Source organism: Kocuria marina (assembly GCF_000786655.1).
Classification (GTDB): domain Bacteria; phylum Actinomycetota; class Actinomycetes; order Actinomycetales; family Micrococcaceae; genus Kocuria; species Kocuria marina_A.
This window is the reverse complement of sequence record NZ_JROM01000003.1, coordinates 83,078-103,085: the sequence shown is the minus strand read 5'-3', so window position 1 is coordinate 103,085 and position 20,008 is coordinate 83,078. Positions and strand designations below refer to the sequence as shown.

The 20,008-nt window shown below is 70.3% G+C and carries 17 protein-coding genes; 14 read left to right on the top strand and 3 right to left on the bottom strand.

What is annotated here, in order from left to right; all coding sequences use genetic code 11:
- Positions 1 to 241: 241 nt before the first annotated feature.
- Positions 242 to 415, bottom strand: coding sequence for a hypothetical protein (locus AS25_RS14470; protein ID WP_186313809.1), 174 nt, complete (start codon positions 413 to 415; stop codon positions 242 to 244).
- A 342-nt stretch (positions 416 to 757) separates the two neighbouring features.
- Between AS25_RS14470 and AS25_RS00550 the strand changes: the two genes are divergently transcribed.
- The 3 genes from AS25_RS00550 to AS25_RS00540 all read left to right on the top strand — a co-directional run bounded on the left by AS25_RS00550 (position 758) and on the right by AS25_RS00540 (position 4,545).
- Positions 758 to 1,492 carry a glutamine amidotransferase gene (locus AS25_RS00550; RefSeq protein ID WP_035959302.1) on the top strand — a complete coding sequence of 245 codons (735 nt, stop codon included), beginning with the start codon at positions 758 to 760 and terminating at the stop codon, positions 1,490 to 1,492.
- Between the two features lie 250 nt (positions 1,493 to 1,742).
- On the top strand, positions 1,743 to 3,116 hold the full coding sequence (locus AS25_RS00545) for a CPBP family intramembrane glutamic endopeptidase (RefSeq protein WP_084117921.1): 1,374 nt from the start codon (positions 1,743 to 1,745) through the stop codon (positions 3,114 to 3,116).
- On the top strand, positions 3,106 to 4,545 hold the full coding sequence (locus tag AS25_RS00540; RefSeq protein ID WP_084117920.1) for a M18 family aminopeptidase: 1,440 nt from the start codon (positions 3,106 to 3,108) through the stop codon (positions 4,543 to 4,545). Before AS25_RS00545 ends, AS25_RS00540 begins: the two co-directional genes overlap by 11 nt.
- A 191-nt stretch (positions 4,546 to 4,736) precedes the next feature.
- Here the strand turns inward: AS25_RS00540 and AS25_RS00535 are convergent, their stop codons facing one another.
- The gene (locus AS25_RS00535) at positions 4,737 to 6,152 is read right to left on the bottom strand and encodes a glyceraldehyde-3-phosphate dehydrogenase (RefSeq protein WP_035959349.1); all 1,416 of its coding nucleotides are present in this window, start codon (positions 6,150 to 6,152) and stop codon (positions 4,737 to 4,739) included.
- A gap of 204 nt (positions 6,153 to 6,356) precedes the next feature.
- On the opposite strand from AS25_RS00535, the gene AS25_RS00530 reads away from it, so the two are divergent.
- The 9 genes from AS25_RS00530 to AS25_RS00490 all read left to right on the top strand — a co-directional run bounded on the left by AS25_RS00530 (position 6,357) and on the right by AS25_RS00490 (position 16,706).
- The gene (locus AS25_RS00530) at positions 6,357 to 7,289 is read left to right on the top strand and encodes a carbohydrate kinase family protein (RefSeq protein WP_035959299.1); all 933 of its coding nucleotides are present in this window, start codon (positions 6,357 to 6,359) and stop codon (positions 7,287 to 7,289) included.
- 71 nt (positions 7,290 to 7,360) lie between these two features.
- Positions 7,361 to 7,882: a YbhB/YbcL family Raf kinase inhibitor-like protein gene (locus AS25_RS00525; protein WP_035959295.1), complete on the top strand. Its 522-nt coding sequence runs from the start codon at positions 7,361 to 7,363 to the stop codon at positions 7,880 to 7,882.
- A 3-nt stretch (positions 7,883 to 7,885) separates the two neighbouring features.
- Positions 7,886 to 8,755: an HAD family hydrolase gene (locus AS25_RS00520; RefSeq protein WP_052160582.1), complete on the top strand. Its 870-nt coding sequence runs from the start codon at positions 7,886 to 7,888 to the stop codon at positions 8,753 to 8,755.
- A complete protein-coding gene (locus tag AS25_RS00515) occupies positions 8,748 to 9,647 on the top strand; it encodes a glycerophosphodiester phosphodiesterase family protein (protein ID WP_035959293.1) in 900 nt (299 codons plus the stop codon). Before AS25_RS00520 ends, AS25_RS00515 begins: the two co-directional genes overlap by 8 nt.
- Positions 9,648 to 10,083: 436 nt before the next feature.
- The gene (locus tag AS25_RS00510; protein ID WP_253270424.1) at positions 10,084 to 11,691 is read left to right on the top strand and encodes an ABC transporter substrate-binding protein; all 1,608 of its coding nucleotides are present in this window, start codon (positions 10,084 to 10,086) and stop codon (positions 11,689 to 11,691) included.
- Between the two features lie 4 nt (positions 11,692 to 11,695).
- On the top strand, positions 11,696 to 12,652 hold the full coding sequence (locus AS25_RS00505; protein ID WP_035959287.1) for an ABC transporter permease: 957 nt from the start codon (positions 11,696 to 11,698) through the stop codon (positions 12,650 to 12,652).
- Positions 12,649 to 13,512, top strand: coding sequence for an ABC transporter permease (locus AS25_RS00500; RefSeq protein WP_035959284.1), 864 nt, complete (start codon positions 12,649 to 12,651; stop codon positions 13,510 to 13,512). The genes AS25_RS00505 and AS25_RS00500 overlap by 4 nt, the downstream gene beginning before the upstream one ends.
- Positions 13,509 to 15,530 carry an ABC transporter ATP-binding protein gene (locus tag AS25_RS00495; RefSeq protein ID WP_084117919.1) on the top strand — a complete coding sequence of 674 codons (2,022 nt, stop codon included), beginning with the start codon at positions 13,509 to 13,511 and terminating at the stop codon, positions 15,528 to 15,530. The genes AS25_RS00500 and AS25_RS00495 overlap by 4 nt, the downstream gene beginning before the upstream one ends.
- A gap of 9 nt (positions 15,531 to 15,539) precedes the next feature.
- The gene (locus AS25_RS00490) at positions 15,540 to 16,706 is read left to right on the top strand and encodes a serine hydrolase domain-containing protein (protein WP_084117918.1); all 1,167 of its coding nucleotides are present in this window, start codon (positions 15,540 to 15,542) and stop codon (positions 16,704 to 16,706) included.
- Here AS25_RS00490 and AS25_RS00485 read toward each other — a convergent pair.
- Entirely contained in the window at positions 16,639 to 17,607 is a 969-nt protein-coding gene (locus AS25_RS00485; RefSeq protein WP_084117917.1) for a LysR family transcriptional regulator, read from the bottom strand. The two genes, AS25_RS00490 and AS25_RS00485, sit on opposite strands and share 68 nt — an antisense overlap.
- Before the next feature lie 265 nt (positions 17,608 to 17,872).
- On the opposite strand from AS25_RS00485, the gene AS25_RS00480 reads away from it, so the two are divergent.
- Together AS25_RS00480 and AS25_RS00475 are read left to right on the top strand one after the other, a co-directional pair.
- The gene (locus AS25_RS00480; RefSeq protein WP_035959280.1) at positions 17,873 to 18,916 is read left to right on the top strand and encodes a YeiH family protein; all 1,044 of its coding nucleotides are present in this window, start codon (positions 17,873 to 17,875) and stop codon (positions 18,914 to 18,916) included.
- Between the two features lie 28 nt (positions 18,917 to 18,944).
- Positions 18,945 to 20,006, top strand: a complete 1,062-nt coding sequence (locus tag AS25_RS00475) for an enoyl-CoA hydratase/isomerase family protein (protein ID WP_035959334.1) — start codon at positions 18,945 to 18,947, stop codon at positions 20,004 to 20,006.
- Positions 20,007 to 20,008: the final 2 nt, after the last annotated feature.

The following is a 20,008-nucleotide window of genomic DNA, read 5'->3' as shown; positions in this document are numbered from 1 at the left end:
AACGACTCGATCCACTCCTGCGTCTCCTGAACATCAGCGTCCTGAAGATTATTCGTCAACCCACTCAAAATGTGGTGATTGCTTGAAGGCTGCATGTGTTGTTCTCCTGCCATGAGAGGCGGGGCAGTTCTGACCGTGCGGTTGTCGGTCCCCGGGTGGGGGTCCGGCCACCGCACGTGAAGGACATGTGCGAACCGTGCCCTTCCGCTCATCGCGTGAGGACACGGTTGGCGGCGGAAAATCAGTGCTCGCCCGCCGTCCCGGACTTCTTGGAGTCCAGGGGCGCCGGGACCACTTCACCGGATGCGATAATGCACGGGATCTCGTTGCCCTCGGAGTCCACGAGCTTACCATCCTTGACGGTGTCACCTTCCCGCAGGTGATCCTGGAGGTGCTCGATGGATGCGATGGGCACGAAGCGCGGCGGGGCCTCGACCCGTACGGGCGCCCGGACACGAGTTCCTCGATCCAGCGCTGGACGTCCAGGGCCGGTCCTACGGCCGCGACGGCGGCTTCACGATCGAGGCTGTTGAACTCGGTCAGATCCACGATCCGTCCTCCTCTGGTATTTCGTGATGTGAAATTTAAATTTCATTTAGGAACAGTGAACTGGATCACACGGGGCAAGTCAAGGGGTGGGACCACGTTTCTTCGGAGTAACCGCCGGACCCGCCCGTGGGTGTCACCGAAGCGTCGGGAAGCGGCCCCGAGCCCGGGTGATTTGCATCCCGAGGCCCCCGTGACATAGGTGTAAGCCATGAAACCGTTCGTGCTGCTGGCCACCCGTGGTGACGACGTCCTCGCGGACGAGGAATACCGGGCCGTGGCCCGCTTCGGGGGCCTCGAGGAGGACCAGCTCGAGCGCATCCGTCTGGAGTCCGGTGAGTGGCCCGCCCTGGACCTGGACAGGTACAGCGGGATCATCGTGGGCGGGTCGCCGTTCAACTCCTCGGACCCGCCGGAGGAGAAGTCCAGGGCGCAGCGCGTCGCGGAGACCTGGATCAGCGCGCTGCTGGACGACGTCGTGGCCCGCGACTTCCCGTTCCTCGGCGCGTGCTACGGCGTGGGCACCCTGGGGATCCACCAGGGAGCCAAGGTGGACCGGTCGTGCCACGAGGACGTGGGTCCCATCACCGTGAGCGTGACCGACGAGGGGGCCCGGGATCCCCTGCTCGCGGACTTGCCCCGTGAGTTCAGCGCGTACGTGGGGCACAAGGAGGGCACCCGCGTGCTGCCGCCCAACGCGGTGCTGCTGGCCACCGGGACCGCGTGCCACGTGCAGATGTACCGGATCAAGAACAACCTCTACGCCACCCAGTTCCACCCCGAACTGGACCCCGAGGGGCTCGTGAGTCGCGTGCGCGCGTACAAGGACCTGGGGTACTTCCGGCCGGAGGACACGGACACCGTGATCGACCGGGTGGTCAACGGTCCCGCCGTGGACCAGGCACCCAGGATCCTGCGGGCGTTCGTGGAGCGTTACCGGCGCTGACCGGACCCGGGCCGGAGTGAGACATCCGGGCGCGGACCCCGCACGTCCATGCCCGCGGGCCGGACCACCCGGGACCACCGGGAGGGACCACCGGGCGGATCCGCCCCAGGCCTGGCTCCGATGCTGCGATCGGAAATCGCCGGACCCACGCCGGCTCCACGTCGGATCCACGTCGGATCCACCCGGGATTCACGGCGAGCGCCCTGCACAGGGGGCCCTGAGCGTCACCCGTGACGGCTACCGTGGAGTCATGAGTCACGCCAGCGCCCCGTGGTCCCGTCCGTCGCCCCCCGTCCAGGAGCCGTCCCGGACCCGCACCCTCTTCTACCACCGCCTGGCGCACGTGGATCCCCGGCACCGCTGGTGGATGCCGCTCGTGGAGGGGCTCATCCTGCTGGCCGTGCTCCTGCTCCTGACCATCGGGTTCTTCCTGATCATGGTCTTCGCGGCCCCGGGGCGGATCGAAGGGGACATCCTGGCCATGGATCAGCTGGATCCGGTGGTGTTCTTCATCCTCTTCGGCTCCGTGGTCCTCATGCTCCCGAGCGCCCTGCTGGCCCGGCTGGTACTGGGTCCGCGTCCCCTGGGGCTGATCTTCTCCGTGACCGGGCGGATCCGGTGGAAGTGGCTGCTCACGTGCTTCGTGGCGGCGGTCGCCATCTACGCTCTGATCAACGCGATCGCCGTGGGTCTGGAACTCGCCGCGGGTGGTAGGCCCGTGTCCTTCCAACCGGCGCCCGGTTTCTGGTGGCTCATGGCCTCGGTGATCTTCGTGGTGCCCCTGCAGTGCGCGGCGGAGGAAGTCGTATTCCGGGGTTACCTGGCCCAGACCATCGGCCGGTGGCTCAAGCACCCCGCGTGGGCCATCCTGCTCCCGGTGCCGCTGTTCGTGCTCGGTCACGCGTACGACATCTGGGGTCAGGCCTCGGTGGGGATCATGGCCGTGGCCATGGGCATCATCACGTGGCGCACCGGTGGTCTGGAAGCGGCGATCGCACTGCACGCCGTGAACAACATGACGGTGTCCCTCATGGCCATGGTGGGGCTCACGGACATGAACGACACCTCCGGGGCGCCCACGGACCTGATCGCGGTGGCGCTGATCAACGGTGGTTACGTGGCGCTCGTGTTCTGGCTCGTGCGCCGCAACCGGTCCGTGGCCGTGACCCGCACGATCGTCCTGCCGCCACCCCCGCAACCGGCCCGGCTGCCCGAGCTCGGCCACCGGCCCCCTCGGTTGGCCGCGGACGCCTCGGGCCTGGCGGCCTACGTCCTGGACCCGGCCACGCAGCGCTACCTGGTCCTGCCGCCGCAGTACGGTCCGTACTCCGTGCGGGACGGGCAGGGCCGCTACGTGGGTCTGCTGGACACTCGTACCGCCCACGGCGCGCACGCGGGGCACGACGACGCCCCCGTGGCGCTGCCCGGTGGGCCCTCGGGCGATACCTCGAGCGAGAGCACTCCCCGGGCCAACGGCCCCGACCCGCACGGTACGACGACGCCGGCTCCGCCCGCGGGCCCGCACGGTACGACGACGCCGCCCTCGCCCGGTACGACGCCCCCGCCCGCCGGCCCCGGCGAGCGCGACAACACCCCCACCTACACTGGGCGTCATGACGGATAGCTCGCACGAATCCACCACCCCGGCCGACCCCGCGAACGGAACGTCGGAGCCCGGCCCCGGAACACCCGAGGCCGGCTTCGCGCGTGCACTGGGCGAGTACGTCACGGCCTCGCCCAGCTCGTTCCACGCCGTGGCCACGGCGGCCGCTGCGCTCGACGCCGCGGGGTTCACCGCCCTGGACGAGACCCGGCCGTGGTCGGAGCTGTCCGCGGGCGGCTACTACACCGTGCGCGACGGCGCCCTGATCGCCTGGGTACTCCCGTCCGGTGCCGCACCGGGCGCGGGGTACCGGATCCTGGGGGCCCACACCGATTCTCCGGGGTTCAAGCTCAAGCCCCGACCCACCACCGTGACGCACCGGTGGTACCAGGCCGGCGTGGAGATCTACGGCGGTCCACTGTTGAACTCGTGGTTGGACCGGGACCTGCGCTTCGCCGGTCGGCTCGTGGTGCGTGGCCGTGACGGCGGGACCCGGCAGGTCCTCACCGCGACCGGCCCCGTGGCCCGGATCCCGCAGTTGGCGATCCACCTGGACCGCAGCGCGAACGAGGGTCTCACGCTCGACAAGCAGCGCCACGTGCAGCCCGTGTGGGGCGTGGGGCAGGCCCAGGACGCGGACGTCCTGACCGTGCTCGCGAATGCCGCGAACGAGTCGCGCGGAACGAGCCGGACGACCGTGACGGGTGCACCGAGTGCCGCGGCCGGCGACGGGGCGGTGGCCGAACCGATCACGGCATCGGACATCCTCGGCTACGACATCGTCGTGGCGGACTCCCAGGCCCCAGAACTCATCGGCGCGCAGCGCACCCTGCTCGCGAGCGGCCGCCTGGACAACCTGACCTCCGTGTTCGCGGGCCTGCGCGCCCTGATCGAACACGCCCACGACCTCGAGAGCGCGGAGCACGTGAGCGTGCTCGCCGCGTTCGACCACGAGGAGGTCGGTTCGGCCACCCGCTCGGGCGCCGCCGGCCCGTTCCTCGAGGACGTGCTCGTGCGCATCAGCGCCGCGCGGGACGGGACCACGGACGACTACCGGCGCTCGCTCGCCGCCTCCGTGTGCTTGTCCTCGGACGCGGGGCACCTGGTGCACCCCAACTACCAGGGCCACCACGATCCCGTGAACACCCCCGAACCCGGGGGAGGGCCGCTGCTCAAGATCAACGCGCAGCAGCGCTACACGACCGATGCCACGGGCGCGGCCGAGTGGGCCCGCGTGTGCGAACGCGCCGGGGTGGCCTACCAGGAGTTCGTCTCCAACAACACCGTGCCGTGCGGATCGACCATCGGACCCATCACCGCGACCCGCCTGGGCATCCGCACGCTGGACGTGGGCGTGGGGTTGCTGTCCATGCATTCGGCGCGCGAACTCGTGCACACCGGGGACCTGTACGCCCTGTACGGGGCGGTCGCCGCGTTCTGGCGCCCGTGACCGCACGCCGTTCGTGAGCGGCCCCGCGGGCCCCAGAAAGAGCGACCGCGGGCCGCAAAAGGCGATCGCGCTCCGTCCGGACGGGCCGCGATCGCCGTGGAACGCACGACGCCGCCCCGGTGCCCTTCGCGCGAAAGGTGGCCGGGGCGGCGGCGTCGTCGAGCGCACCAGCGGCGCGGGGACCGTGACCCTTACGGGAGCTGGAGCATGGAGATGTCCGCCATGCGGGCCATCACGCGCACCACCTGGCACGAGTAACCGAACTCGTTGTCGTACCAGACGTAGAGCACCACCGAGTTGTTGTTCACGATGGTCGCGAGTCCGTCCACCACACCGGCGCGGCGGGAGCCCACGAGGTCCGTGGAGACTACGTCCGGGGAGTCCACGTAGTCGATCTGCTTGCGCAGGGGCGAGTTCAGCGAGATGTCCTTGAGGAACTCGTTGATCTGGTCCTTGGACTCCGGGGCGTTCTCCAATTGCAGGTTGAGGATCGCCATGGACACGTCCGGGGTGGGGACGCGGATCGCGTTACCGGTGAGCTTGCCCTTCATCACGGGCAGCGCCTTGGCCACGGCCTTGGCGGCACCGGTCTCGGTGATGACCATGTTCAGGGCGGCGGAACGGCCGCGGCGGTCACCCTTGTGCCAGTTGTCGATCAGGTTCTGGTCGTTGGTGTAGGAGTGCACGGTCTCCACGTGACCCTGGATGATCCCGTACTCGTCGTTGAGGACCTTGATCACGGGTGTGATGGCGTTCGTAGTGCAGGACGCCGCGGAGAGGATGGTGTCCTCCGGGGAGATGTCCTTGTCGTTCACGCCGCACACGATGTTCTTCATGTCGCCCTTACCGGGGGCCGTCAGCAGGACCTTGCCCACACCCTTGGACTGCAGGTGCTGGGAGAGGCCTTCCTCGTCACGCCACACGCCGGTGTTGTCCACGACCAGGGCGTTGTCGATCCCGTACTCGGTGTAGTCGATCTCCGCCGGGGAGTTGGCGTAGATGAATTGGATCGGCACACCGTTGGCGGTGATCACGTTCTTGTCCTCGTTCACGGTGATGGTCCCGTTGAAGGGGCCGTGCACCGAGTCGCGGCGCAGCAGCGAGGCGCGCTTGACGAGGTCGTTGCCGGGCTTGCGGCGCACCACCACGGCGCGCAGGTTCAGCCCGGTGCCGTCGTTGCGGTTGAGCAGGATGCGCGCGAGCAGGCGCCCGATGCGCCCGAAGCCGTAGAGTACGACGTCGCGGGACCCGGGTTCGTTGCGCCCGCGCTGGTCCACGGCGGGAGCAAGGGCCTCGCGCAGGTACGCCTGCAGGTCACCGCTGCCGGCCACGGTGTAGCCCTGGTAGAGCTTGGCCACGTCCACGTTGCACACGCCGAGGTTGAGTTCGCCTAGCGTGTGGACGATCTCGAGGGTCTTGTCGATGGGCATTTCCTCGCCCAGGATGCGGCGCGTGAAGCGGTGGACCTTGATGATCTCCGTGACGGACTTGTGGACCAGGGAACGGCCGAACACCGTGGTGACCACCTTGTTGCCGCGGTGCAGCTGACCCACTAGGGGGACCAGCTGCTCGGCAAGGGCTTCTCGTTCGGACCACGTGGCGCTCATGAGCATCCTTCTTCCTCGGCCCGGACGTCGTCGTGAGGGCCGTGTTGGGGGTCGCGCGGTGGTGCGCTGACTCGAGTGATGGCGCGCGCGGGAGCGGCGCTGCTCGTCGTGGCCCCAAGTTTACGGTGCGCGGGGGTCTTCTCCCGCCCGTGCGGCGTCGTGACAACCCCGGTGACACCCCGCACGCTTTGCTAACGTGGGGTCATGTTGACGGTGATCGGTGAGGCCCTCGTGGACGTGGTGTCCCGCGAGGGTGAAGAACCCCGGGCCCACGTGGGTGGCAGCCCCATGAACGTGGCCGTGGGACTGGCCCGGTTGGGTCACGACGTCCAGTTCCTGGGCCGTTACGGCCGGGACGAGTACGGCCGTCAGGTGGCCGATCACCTCACGGGCAACGGGGTCCGGTTGCCGTTCGACGCGGACGCCCTGCCCACCTCCGTGGCCCAGGCGACCCTGGACGAGACCGGTGCCGCGAGCTACGACTTCCAACTCGACTGGTCCCTGGACGTCTCCCCGGAGCGGATCGACGAGCTCCTGCGGGACACCGATGCCCTGCACGCCGGGTCCATCGGGGCCATGCTGGAACCCGGCGCCACCGTGGTGGGCCAGGCGCTCGAACGCGCCCGCGGTCACGCATTGATCTCCTACGACCCCAATTGCCGCCCGTCCATCATCCCGGACTCCTCGGACGCGCGCGCCCGCGCGGAGAAGATCGTGGCGCTGTCCCACGTGATCAAGGCCTCCGACGAGGACCTGTTGTGGCTCTACCCGCACCGCAGCATCGAGGACTCCGCGCGTGCGTGGCTCAAGGCCGGAGCACGGCTTGTGGTCGTGACCCGCGGGGTCATGGGGCCGTGGGCTGTTAGTCGCGGCACCGGACGCGATGGCGTGGAGGTCCCCGCCGCCCGGGTCACCGTCGCGGACACCGTGGGCGCGGGTGACTCCTTCATGGCGGCCCTGCTCTCGGGACTCGCGGACCGGAACATCCTGGGCCCCACTGCGGCGAGCGCCCTCGACGAGTTGGACAGCGCGCAACTCACGGAGCTGTTGCGCCACGCCGCGGCCGCCGCCGGGGTCACGGTCTCGCGCTCCGGCGCGGATCTGCCCACGCGCGCGGACCTGATCGACCACGCCTGATCCACTGCTTTCCCGTGGCCGTGCGAGGCCCCCAGCTGTGTCATGACCGTAACGAGGAAAGGAACGCTCCCATGTACGACCGTCATCCCTACGCCGATCTGCCCGAACTGCCCACGTTCACAGTGACGTCCACGGACGTGGCCGAGGGCGAGAGCATGAACACGCCCCAGGTCTCCGGGATCATGGGCGCCGGGGGAGGGGACGTCTCCCCGCAGCTGTCGTGGAGCGGTGCCCCGGAGGGCACCCGTTCCTACGTGGTCACGATGTTCGACCCGGACGCCCCCACCCCCAGCGGGTTCTGGCACTGGTGCCTGTCCAACATTCCGGCGGACGTCACCGAACTGGCGACCGGGGCGGCGTCGAACCCGCCCGAGGGCGCCGTGAAGCACCGCAACGACGGCGGCACGGACGAATACCTGGGCGCCGCACCCCCCGGGGGCCACGGCCCGCACCGCTACATCGTCTGCGTCACGGCCGTGGACGTCCCCGAGCTCGAGGTGGACGAGTCCGCGAGCCCCGCAGTGGTCAACTTCAACCTGTTCTCGCACGCCCTGGGACGCGCGTTCCTCACGCCCGTCTACGAAGTGAAGTAGCCCGTGGCGCCGGAACACGCCGCGGACCAGCCACCCGTCCGGCTCATCGCGAGTGACCTGGACGGGACAGTGCTGGGCTGTGACTTCCGGTTCCGGCCGCGCACCGTCGCCGCGATCACCGCCGCGCGGGACGCCGGGATTCATGTGGTCTTCGTGACCGGGCGCCCCATGCGGTGGTTGGACCCCCTGCATGAACAACTCGATGACGTGGGGGTCGTGATCTGCTCCAACGGGGCGGTGATCTACGATCCCGGCGCGGAGCGTGTCCTGGAGGCGAGCCTGTTCGACGTGAGCGAGGCACTGCCCGTCATGGCGGACGTGGCCCGCGAGTTCCCGGATTCCCTGTTCGCCGCGGAGACCCTGGAGCGCGTCTACACGGATCACGGGTGGTCCCGCACGGACCGCATGGAGATCCGGCACATCACCGAAGCACCCGTGAGGGAGTCGCTCGCGCCCGGCACCGAGGTGGTCAAGCTGTTGGCCAAGCTGGACGGCGCCGATCCCAATCGGTACTTCGAGCACGTCCGCGAGATCGTGGCGGGGCGGCTGTCCGTGACGCATTCGGTGGCCGCGGCACCCCTCGTGGAAATGGGGCAGCGCGGGCTCACCAAGGCCCGTACGCTCGAACACTTCGCCGCGGAGCACGGCATCTCCCACCGGGAGGTCATGGCCTTCGGGGACATGCCCAACGATCTCGAGATGCTCACGTGGGCCGAGCGCGGCTACGCCATGGCGGACGGGCACCCGCACGTGGTCGCCACGGTGGGACGCACCGCACCGGCGTTCGCCGAGGACGGCGTGGCGCAGGTGATCGAGGCCTACCTGGAGCACGAGCACACCGCTCCCGTGGCTCGGGAGGGTCGCCATGTCTGAGTCGTCCCGTTCCGATCCGGCCGCTCGCCGGGACCTCGGCGCACGGCGGCACCCCGCCGCGCTCGCCCACCGCGGGTTCTCCCCGGACGGTCACGAGAACACCCTGGCCGCGTTCCGGGCCGCCGCGGAGCTCGGTTTCGTGTGGCTCGAGACGGACGTGCACACGACCCGGGACGGCGTGGTCGTGGCCTTCCACGACCCCACGCTGGAGCGCGTCACGGGCACGAGCGGCAACGTCAACGACCTCACGTGGGAGCAACTGCGGGAGCTGCGCATCGGCGGCACCGAGGAGATCCCCACGCTCAGCGAGCTGCTGCGGGCACTGCCCGAGGCGTGCCTGAACATCGACGTCAAGGACGAGGCGTCCGTCGCCGCCCTGCCCGGGGTCGTGGCACGGGAGCACGCCGCGCACCGGTTGCGCGTCACGTCCTTCTCCGAATCCCGACGACGCCGCGCGCTCGCCGGGATCACGCGGCTCACCGGTGAACGGGTCCGGTCCTCGGCCGGGACCCTGGGCACCGCCGGATTCCTGGCCGTGTCCGCCGTGGCACCCCTGACCGACCGGGTGTCCCGGAAGATCGCGCCTGCACTGTGGCGGGCGCACATCGCGGCGTGGTCGCGGCTCGTGGCACCGTTCGACACCCTCCAGTTGCCCGAACAGCACACGGTGCAGCTGCCCGGGGGACACCGGTTGACCCTGCGGATCGTCACGCCCGCGTTCCTGGACCTGGCCCGCCGCACGGGGCTGTCGGTTCAGGTGTGGACCGTCAACGACCCCGCGGACATGGAGCGTTTGCTGGACATGGGGGTGGACGGGCTGATCACGGATCGGGCCGACCTGCTCAAGGACGTCCTGCAACGCCGGGGTCAATGGCCGCCCGACCCGCAGTGACACCGACCCGGATCGCGCACACTTGTGCGCCGTTCCGGGGTAGGTTGAATGTGATCCCGAACACCGGTGGGGCCGTTCCCGCCGGGTGAACCGACCCGTCGGCCTCGATCACAGGGAGGAAGCATGCGACGCACGTCCGACATGTCCGCCCTGTTCCGCAAGTCCGTGCAGCATCATCTGACACCGCAGTGCGTGCCGGCCGGGCGCCGGATCATGGCCCCCCGCCTGAGCAAGATCCCGTAGCTGGGCACAGCCCGCCCCTACATCGGTGTCGCGCGTCCCGCGACACCCTCCGAGCGTCACGCTCGTCGCCGCCCCGTTGCGCGCCCGGGATCGTTCACCCCTGCGAGGAACCATGAACCCACGACCGTCACCCCGCCCACCCCGCACCGCACCGTCCGTTCCACCCCCACCCGATTGCCCGCCGTCGGCCTCGGTGACCGGGGCCCGCGCGGCGCGGGGTCCCGGTGGTGGGTCCGCGCGGTACGGCGCGTTCTCCCGGCGCGGGTTCATGGGACTGGGCGCCGCGGCGGCGTCGTTCGCCCTGGCCGGGTGCGCAGCGGGCAAGCAACCGGGTGCGGCGGCGATCCGGGCCACGGGCGCACCGCAGCGCGGGGGCATCCTGCGCGTGGGTCTCACGGGCGGCGGCGCGTCCGACAGCGTGGACGCCCACGTGCCGGTGGGCACCGCGGATGCCGGGCGCGTGATCAACCTCTACGACGGGCTCTACGAGTTCGACGCCGACTACGTCCCCGTGCCCGTGCTCGCCGAGTCGGCCACGCCGCGGGACGGCGGGCGCGTGTGGATCGTGCGGCTGCGCAAGGGCGTGGTGTTCCACGACGGGCGCCCACTCACCGCGCGGGACGTCGTGGCCACGTACGACCGGGTCACCGATCCGAAGGACCCCAAGACGGGTGCGTCCGGGCTGGCCCTGTTGAAGCGCACCGTGGCGGTGGACGATCACACGGTCCGCTTCGAACTGTCGGAACCGGACGCCATGTTCGTGGACGCCACCGCGCAGTACTCCATGGGGATCGTGCCGGTGGACTACGACCCCGCCGCACCCGTGGGCACCGGCCCGTTCCGGCTGGGCACGTTCGAACCCGGTCAGCTCACGGTGCTCGAGGCCAACCGGGACTACTGGCGGGAACCACCGTTCGTGGACGAGGTCCACCTGGTGAACTTCAACGACCAGGACGCGCTGGTCAACGCCCTGCTCTCCACCCAGGTGGACGTCGTGGGGCAGTTGCCGTTGTCCCTGATCGACGTGGTCAACACGGACCCGCGGTTGCACACCGTGGTCTCCGAGACCGGTAACTGGCTGCCGTTCACCATGCGCGTGGACACGGCACCGTTCGACGACGCCCGCGTGCGGGAGGCGTTCCGCCTCGTGGTGGACCGCGAGCAGATGGTCGAGCAGGTCTTCTCGGGGCACGGCACGGTGGGCAATGACATGTACGCCCCGTTCGACCCGGGGACGCCGCAGCTCGAGCAGCGCACGCGGGACGTGGCCCGGGCCAAGGAGCTGCTCACGCAAGCGGGTCACCCGGACGGGCTCGAGGTGGAACTCGTGACGGCACCCATCCAGTCCGGCGCGGTGGAGGCCGCCCAGGTCTTCGCCGAGCAGGCCTCCGAGGCCGGGATCACGGTGAACCTGCGCCGCGTGGACACCACCACGTTCTTCGGGGACGGTTACCTGCAGTACCCCTTCTCCCAGGACTTCTGGTACACCCGCAGCTTCCTGCCCCAGACCGCGAACGGGACCCTGCCGGCGTCCCCGTTCAACGAGACGCACTGGGCGGATCCCGAGTTCATCGCGCTGTACGAGAAGGCCCGGGCCACGCTCGACGACGACGCGCGGCACGACCTGGTGGCGCGGGCCCAGAAGCGGTTGTACGACGCCGGCGGGTACATCGTGTGGGGGTTCTTCAACCAGGCGGACGCGTACCAGAACTACGTGGGCGGTGGTTCCGAACACCGCGCGGGGATGCCCGTGAGCGGGTTCCAGCTGCGCACCCTCTGGATCGACCGGGAAGGGAAGTGATCGCGTGGCCACCATGATCCTGAAACGGCTGGGCATCTCGGTCTTCGTGCTCCTGGCCGTGTCCCTGCTGGTCTTCTTCTTCACCCTGTTGCTGCCCGGTGACCCGGCCCAGGCGATCCTGGGCCAGCAGGCCACACCCGAACGGCTCGCGGCGCTGCGCGAACAACTGGACCTCAACGCCCCGTGGTACGAGCGCTACCTCTCGTGGCTGGGCGGTCTGCTCGTGGGGGACCTGGGGACGTCGGCCGCCACGGGCGGTTCCGTCAACGCGTTGCTCGCGAGCAAGGTCTCCGCGTCCGTGGTGCTCATGGCCATCGCGGCCGTGATCGCCATCCCCGTGGGGTTGTTGCTCGGCACGTGGTCCGCGATGCGCCGGGGCCGCGCGGCGGATCAGGGGCTCACGGGGATCTCGCTCGTGCTGGCGGCGCTGCCCGAGTTCGTGATCGGCGTGGCACTGACCACGCTGCTGTCCACGACCGTGTTCCGCTTGCTGCCCTCGGTCACGATGGCCGCGCCGGGCACGCGTGTGTGGGACTACCCGCTGCAACTGATCCTGCCCACCCTGACCCTGATCCTGGTGGTGGTGCCCTACATGATCCGCATGACCCGCACCACCATGGCGGACGTCCTGGATTCCGGGTACGTGGAGATGGCACGGCTCAAGGGGCTGCCCGAACGTCAGGTGATCTTCAAACATGCCCTCCCGCACGCGATCGGGCCCGTGGCCCAGGTGATCGCGATGCAGCTCGCGTGGCTGGCCGGGGGCATCGTGGTCGTGGAGTTCCTCTTCCGCTATCCCGGGCTCGGTCAGGCCATGGTGGACGCCGTGAACACGCGTGACGTCCAGGTGGTCCAGGCGCTGTCCATGATCATCGCGGCGTTCTACGTGATCGTGAACCTGCTCGCGGACGTGGTCGGGATCCTCGCCAACCCGAAACTGCGGACGGAGTCCCGCTCATGAGCGCGCAGAGAACCTCGGAGTCGTTCACGCGCCGCGTGCTGCGGCAACCGGCCGCGAAACTGGGCATCGTGCTCACCGCCCTCGTGCTGCTCCTCGCCGTGCTCGGGCCGCTGGCCGTGCCCGCGTGGACCGGGTACGGCACCAACTCGTTCGCGGGCAAACCGTTCCAGACCGGCGTCTTCGGCACTGACAACCTGGGCCGTGACGTGCTGTCCCGGTTCCTAGCCGGTGGCTGGCGATTGCTGCTGTACTCCGCGCTCGCGACCGTCGTGGGCGTGGGCCTGGGTGCCGTCCTGGGGATGCTCGCCGCGCTGCGCGGCGGGTGGCTGGACTCGGTGATCATGCGCTGCGGGGACGTGTTGCTCGCCATCCCGCAGCTCGTCTTCGCGCTGCTGGCCGTTACCGTCCTGGGCCCGCAGGGCTGGGTCCTGGTGCTCGTGATCGGCGTGACTCACGCTCCCCGGGTGGCCCGCGTGATCCGCGCGGCGACCGCCGGGGTCGTGGCCGAGGACTACGTCCTGGCCTCCCAGATGTACGGCGTCCCCCAGTGGAAGATCCTGGGTCGGGACGTGGTGCCCAACATTATGGGCCCGCTCATGGTGGAGGTGGGACTGCGGTTGACCTACTCGATCGGCGCGGTGGCCTCCCTGTCCTTCCTGGGACTCGGCATGCAACCGCCCACCCCGGACTGGGGCCTCATGATCAACGAGAACCGGATCGCGCTGTCCCTGCAACCGTGGGGTGTGATCCTGCCGGTCATCGCGATCGCCGTGCTCACGGTGGGGACCAACCTGATCGCCGACGCCGTGGCCGGTGCCTCCGCGGGCCGCGTGCGCACCACTGGGAAGGGAACTCGATGAGACGCTCGGAACAGAGGGCCCGCGCCGCGGCTCGCGCCAACGCCTCCGGTGCCAACGCCCCACGCAATGCTCCGAAGGCCACGGGCCGCGGCAGCGACCGCGCCACGGCGGGTCGGCGCGCGGACGACCGTGGCGGCGTCGTCCCCCGCGCCGTGGTGCCCCGCGCGAGCGTGGACACCGCGATCACGGTGTCCCACCTGAGCGTGGGGGTCGCGGGCGGCGAGCTCATCCTGGACGACGTGAGCTTCCGGCTGCACCCTGGGCGGATCCTCGCGCTCGTGGGGGAGTCCGGCTCCGGCAAGACCACCGCGGCGCTCGCGTGCATGAACCACCTGCGCGCCGGGCTGGAACTGCGCCGCGGCACCGTGGAACTGCACGCGGGCGCGTCCCGTTTCCACCCCGAGGCCGTGGACCTGCTGACGCTCACCGAACGCGGGACGCGCGGGCTGCGGGGCGGGACGATCGCGTACGTGCCCCAGGACCCCGCGCTGTCGCTCAACGGGTCGCTGCGCGTGGGGGAGCAGATCGCGGAGGTGCTGCGCGCCCACGAGTTCGGCCGCGATGCCCGTGAGCGTGACGCACGCGTGGCCGAGGTGCTCACCGAGGTGGGTCTGCCGAGCGACCGCGCGTACCAGCGCCGGTTCCCGCACGAGCTCTCCGGCGGGCAGCAGCAGCGGATCGGGATCGCGATGGCGTTCGCGTGCCGCCCCGCGGTCATCATCCTGGACGAGCCCACCACGGGTCTGGACGTCGCCACGCAGGACCTCGTGCTGAAGACCGTGTACGAGCTGACCACCAAGCACGACGTCGCGGGGCTCTACATCACGCACGACCTCGCGGTCGTGGCGCAGGTCGCGGACGACGTCGCGGTCATGCTCCGCGGCACCATCGTGGAGCGCGGCGCCGCCTGGGACGTGCTGCATCACCCGGAACACCCCTACACGCGCACGCTGCTGGACGCGGTGCCGGATATGGCAGGCGCCCGCGAGATGGGCGGCGGTCCCGCGGTCGCCCCCGTCCACTCGGTGCGCGCGCCGTGGGACGACGGCCGCGGCGGGGACGACGACGCCGGGCCGAGCCGGTCGCGCGACGCGAGTACCCCGCGCGGTGGGGAAGCGGCGCGGGGGCGCGGGAGCGGCGTCGTCGTCGAACCCCGGGCGGGCACTGAAGCCGGAGGTTCCGACCCATCCCGGGATGCCTCCGAGGTGCCCGCGGCGTCCGGTCCCGGGACGGCGGGCGGCGACCGCGCGTCCGTCGAACCCGTGGTCGCGGTGCGGGAGCTGTGGATGGCGTACGGGCCGGCGGTGATCCTGGACGGGATCAGCATGGACCTGCCGGCCGGGCGGACCACCATGCTGCTCGGGGAGTCCGGCTCGGGCAAGACCACGCTGTCCCGCAGCGTGGCCGGGCTCAACGACCGCTACACCGGGCAGGTCCTGCTGGACGGGCACGTGCTCGCGCCCGGGACGCGGCAGCGCACCCGGGAGCAGCGGCAGCGGATCCAGTACGTGTTCCAGTCGCCCTTCTCGTCCCTGAATCCTCGGCGCAGTATCGGCGACTCGCTGCAGGTGCCGCTCGAGATGAACGGGGAGCTCTCGCGAGCGCAGCGGCGCGCGGCGGTGGCGGACGCGCTCGACGCCGTGCGGCTGGGACGCAGCTACATCGACCGTCGCCCCGGTGACCTGTCCGGCGGGGAGCGACAGCGGGCGGCCGTGGCGCGGGCGCTCGTGAACGCGCCGTCGTTGTTGGTGTGCGACGAGATCACGTCCGCGCTGGACGTGTCCGTGCAGGCGTCCGTGATCGAACTGCTGCGGGAACTGCAGCGCGAGCGCGGGCTGGCCATGCTGTTCGTGACCCACAACATCGCCCTGGCGCGGCACATCTCGCACCGGCTCGCGGTGCTCGAGCACGGGAAGCTCGTGGAGTACGGGCCCACGGACACCGTGCTGCGCGATCCCCGGCACGAGTACACGCGGTCCCTGCTCGAGCACGTACCCACTCTCGAGAGCGCGGGCTGAGGTGGGACGATGACCGACGGGAGCCGGACCGAGCTGACGACGGCGCACACGAACCTGCGCGGCCCCGCCGTGAGCCGGGTGCGGGAGACCTTCGAGGAGCATCTGTGCCGCGCACACGGAGGGCTGTCCTTCTGCGTGTACCGGGACGGGCGCCCGCTCATCCGGCTGCACGGGGGTTCGTTCGATCGCCGGTCCTCCCCGGGGGATGCGGTCGAGCGGCCGTGGGACGAGCACACCCTGGCCGTGATGTTCTCGGGGACCAAGGGGGTCTCCGCGACCCTCGTGGCCATGGCGGTGGACCGCGGACTGCTGGACGTGAACGAGCCCGTGGCGCGCTACTGGCCCGAGTTCGCGGCCCGCGGCAAGGAGCACGTGAGTGTGGCGCAGGTGCTCGACCACACCGTGGGACTCGTGTACACGGATCCGGAACCTCCCGCCGGGATGCTGGACGCCTCCGCGCACGCGGCGGTGCTCGCCCGACAGGAGCCCCTGTGGGAGCCCGGGAGCAACGTGGCCTACCACGCGGTGACGTTCGGACACATGGTCGAGGAGTTGCTCGTGCGGGTCACGGGCCACCGCGCCGGACAGCTGCTGCGCGAACACGTGGCCCGGCCCCACGGGCTCGAGCTGTACCTGGGACTGCCCGCCGAGCTCGAGGACCGGGTGGCTCCCGTGTTCCGCGCCCCCGGGTACACGATCAGCACGTTCCTGGAGGATCCGCAGCGGCGCGGGATCGTGGAGCGGATGTACGGCAACGCACTGCTCGGGGAGGAACTGCCCGCCAATTCCCGCGCGTTCCACGCGAGCGGACTGGTCTCGGGAGGCGGGATCGCCGGTGCTGATGCGATTGCGCGGTTCTACTCGCTCGTGGCATCGGGCGAACTCGTGCCACCGGCGACCCTCGAGACGTTCACGCGCACGTGGTCCCACGGCCGGGACGCGGTCAACGACCGCCCCGTGGCGTTCGGCCTGGGCTACGAGGTCCAGGACCCCCTGGGCACATACGGTCCAGTGGAGCGGGCCTACGGTCACTCCGGTGCGGGTGGCTGTCTGCACGGGGTGTGGCCGGACGCGCGGATCGGGTTCTCGTTCCACACCAACGAAATGCTCAGCGAGAACGTGGACCGCCGGGCCAAGGATCTGCTGGCCGCGCTCGCGCAGTGCGATCTGGGCTGAACGGGGTGGCGCGGTGCGCGTGCGCCGCGAGCTCCACGAGGTGCCACGCGGCGCCGTCGGTGTCCAGGCCCGCGCGCCACACTGCGCGCAGATTACGGTCCAGCACGCCCCCGAACACGGGCACGCGCACCAGGTTCCCGCACTCGACCTCCTCCGCGACGGCGAGCGCGCTGAGCACCGCCGGGCCCACCCCGGCCCGCACGGCACCGAGGACCGCGGCATTGGAGCTGAGTTCCATGGCCGGGGGTGCGGGGATCAGGGGTGCGAGCGCGGTGAGCAGTGTGCGCCGCGTTCCCGATCCTTCCTCACGCATGACCAGCGGGGTGGCCGCGAGGTCCGCGGCCGTCAAGGGCTCGGTGCGCTGACCCCACGGGTGGTGCGGGGCCACCACGACCTCCAGTCGGTCCCGCGCGACCACCGTCTCCTGCAGCCCCTCCGCGGGATCCGGGCTCTCCACGAAGCCCACGTCCACCACGCCCCGGCGCGTGCGGCGCATGACCTCCGCGGAGTTGCACACGAACAACTGTAGCTCCAGCCCCGGGTGGGAATCCCGCAACCGGGACAACCACGTGGGGGCCAGGTACTCGGCCACGGTCACGGACGCCGCGACCTTCACGTGCTGGGTCCACTCGAGGCGCAGTTTCTCGATCTCGGTCGTGAACCCGTCGTACTCGGCGAGGACCCTGCGGGCGCGCTCGGCCACGGCGCGGCCCTCGGGCGTGGGCCTGGACCCGGTGGGTGAGCGGTCCAGCAGGCGCAGCCGCCACATCCGCTCGGCGCGGGCCACGGCGCGGGAGACATTGGGCTGGGCCATGCCCAGCGCGCGGGCGGCCGCGCCCATGGAGCGGTGGTCCATGACGGACACGATCAGGCGCAGCAGGGAGAGATCGACCTCGGCCATATCAGCAGTATATGACCCGATGCTCAGGTCACGACTACCCGGCGGGTGTTCGTGCGAGCACAGTGAACGTATGGCGACGGGTCACGAAACTTTCCACGGCACCCCTAACGGGGCAGGCGCCCCCGGCGGGGCAGGCACACTCGATGTGACCGGTGCGCTCGCTGGGCGGGGCGCCTCCAGCGGCGCGGCCATCCCGCGAGTAGCGACGACGAAGACCACGTCGGCCTCGGCAACCGCCGCAGCCACGGCATCGGCCACGCACCCTGTGCCAGTGGCGGGTGCGACGACGCCCGCGCCCCAGGCTGCCCCTGGCACCGAACGGCAACCGGGTTCCCGCGGGGCGGTCCTCCCCGGGTTGGCGTTCTGCGCAGCGGGCATGGTCGTATCCCTCGTGCTCGGGTGGTGGATCCCGGGGGTGAGCCCGCTGCTGATCGCGATCGTCGTGGGCGCCCTGATCGCCAACGTGGCCCGGTTGCCCCGGGTTCTGGCCCCGGGGATCGCCGTGGCCGCCAAGCGGATCCTGCGCGTCGGCATCATCCTGCTGGGCCTGACGGTCTCACTCCAGGACATCGCGGGACTCGGATTCGAGATGATCGCGGTCATCGTGGTCGTGGTCAGCGTGGGCATCCTGACCACGGTGTGGATCGGCGGCCTCATGGGGGTCCCGCGCGCACAGCGCCTGCTGATCGCGTGCGGTTTCTCGATCTGCGGTGCCGCGGCCGTGGCCGCGATGGACGGGGTCACGGACTCGGAGGACGAGGACGTGGCGACCGCCGTGGGACTCGTGGTGCTCTACGGCAGTCTGATGATCCCGGTGATCCCACTCCTCAGCGGGGTCCTGGGGTTGACCGAACACCAGGCCGGTCTGTGGGCGGGTGGCTCGATCCACGAGGTCGCCCAGGTCGTGGCCGCGGGCGGGGCCATCGGCTCGGCGGCACTGGCCTCCGCGGTGCTGGTCAAGCTGACCCGCGTGGTCATGCTCGCGCCGATCATGACGATCGTGGGGATCCGGGCGCGCCGTTCGGGCACCGCCGCCCGCAACGGCAAGCGACCCCCGATCGTGCCCCTGTTCGTGGTGGGGTTCGTGCTCGCCGTGCTGGTGGCCTCGAGCGGCGTCGTGCCGGAACCAGCCCTGGGAGCCTTGGGCACCCTGGAGACGTGGTGTCTCAGCATGGCGATGTTCGCGCTGGGACTCGGAGTGAAGGCCAAAGAACTCGTGCGAGTGGGTTTCAAGCCCGTGCTGCTCGGCGCGATCTCCACGGTCGTCGTGGCGACCACCGCCCTCGGGGGCATGCTGGTCGTCACATGAGCCCATGGTGCTGGCTAGCATGGGAAACATGAAGGCTACTGAAGAATCGTTCGTCCGGGCCGAGATCCAGGGCCAGACCGGGCTGTTGACCCTGAACCGTGACAAGGCGCTGAACGCGTTGAACCGCAGCATGTACCACCAGCTGGTCAGCGCACTGCAGATGTGGCGGGATGATCCCGCGATCACGCAGGTCGTGATCCGCTCGCAGCTCGCCAAGGCGTTTTGCGCGGGCGGGGACATTAAGGAGGTCCGCGAGGCGGCGTTGGGCGGCCGCCAGGACGAGATCCGCGACGCCTTCGGCACCGAGTACTCCATGAACGCGATCATCGCGCGCTACCCCAAGCCGTACGTGGCCATCATGAACGGCATCGTGATGGGCGGCGGCATGGGCCTGTCCGTGCACGGTTCGCACCGAGTGGTCACGGAGACCACACAGATGGCCATGCCGGAGACGGCCATCGGCTTCTTCACGGACATCGGCGCGAGCTATTTCCTGCCGCGCGTCACCCGGGGTGCCGGTTCCTCGACCGACGACGACGCCGCTCGCCACGAATCCCTCGCCGTCGCCCGCTACCTCGGGCTAAGCGGTGCGCGCATCAACGGCGCGGATGCGATCGCGCTGGGGCTGGCGGACACCTACATCGATTCCGCGGACGTGGACGCGTTCGTGGACACCGTGCTGGCTGACGGAGTGGACGTCGCGACGTCGTCGTACGTCAAGCAGGCCCCGGAATCCGAACTCGTGGGGCGCTGGGACGAGATCGTGGCGACCTACGGTGCGGACGGCTTCGAGGAGGTCGTGCGCAACGCGGGCTCGGACCTGGACGGGATGAGCCCCACGTCGCTCGCGCGCGTGTTCGAGCTGCTGCAGCGCGGCGCGCAGGACGACGACGTCGTCTCCTGCCTGCGCCGCGAACTGCGTATGGCGGAGGACACTGCGGTGGGCCACGACTTCATCGAGGGCGTGCGCGCCATGGTCGTGGACAAGGACAAGAACCCGCAGTGGGAGCCGGCCACGGTGGCCGAGGTGGACATGGACCGGATCCGGAACGTGGCGGACCAGGAATCGGACCTCCCGATCAGCGTGTGAAC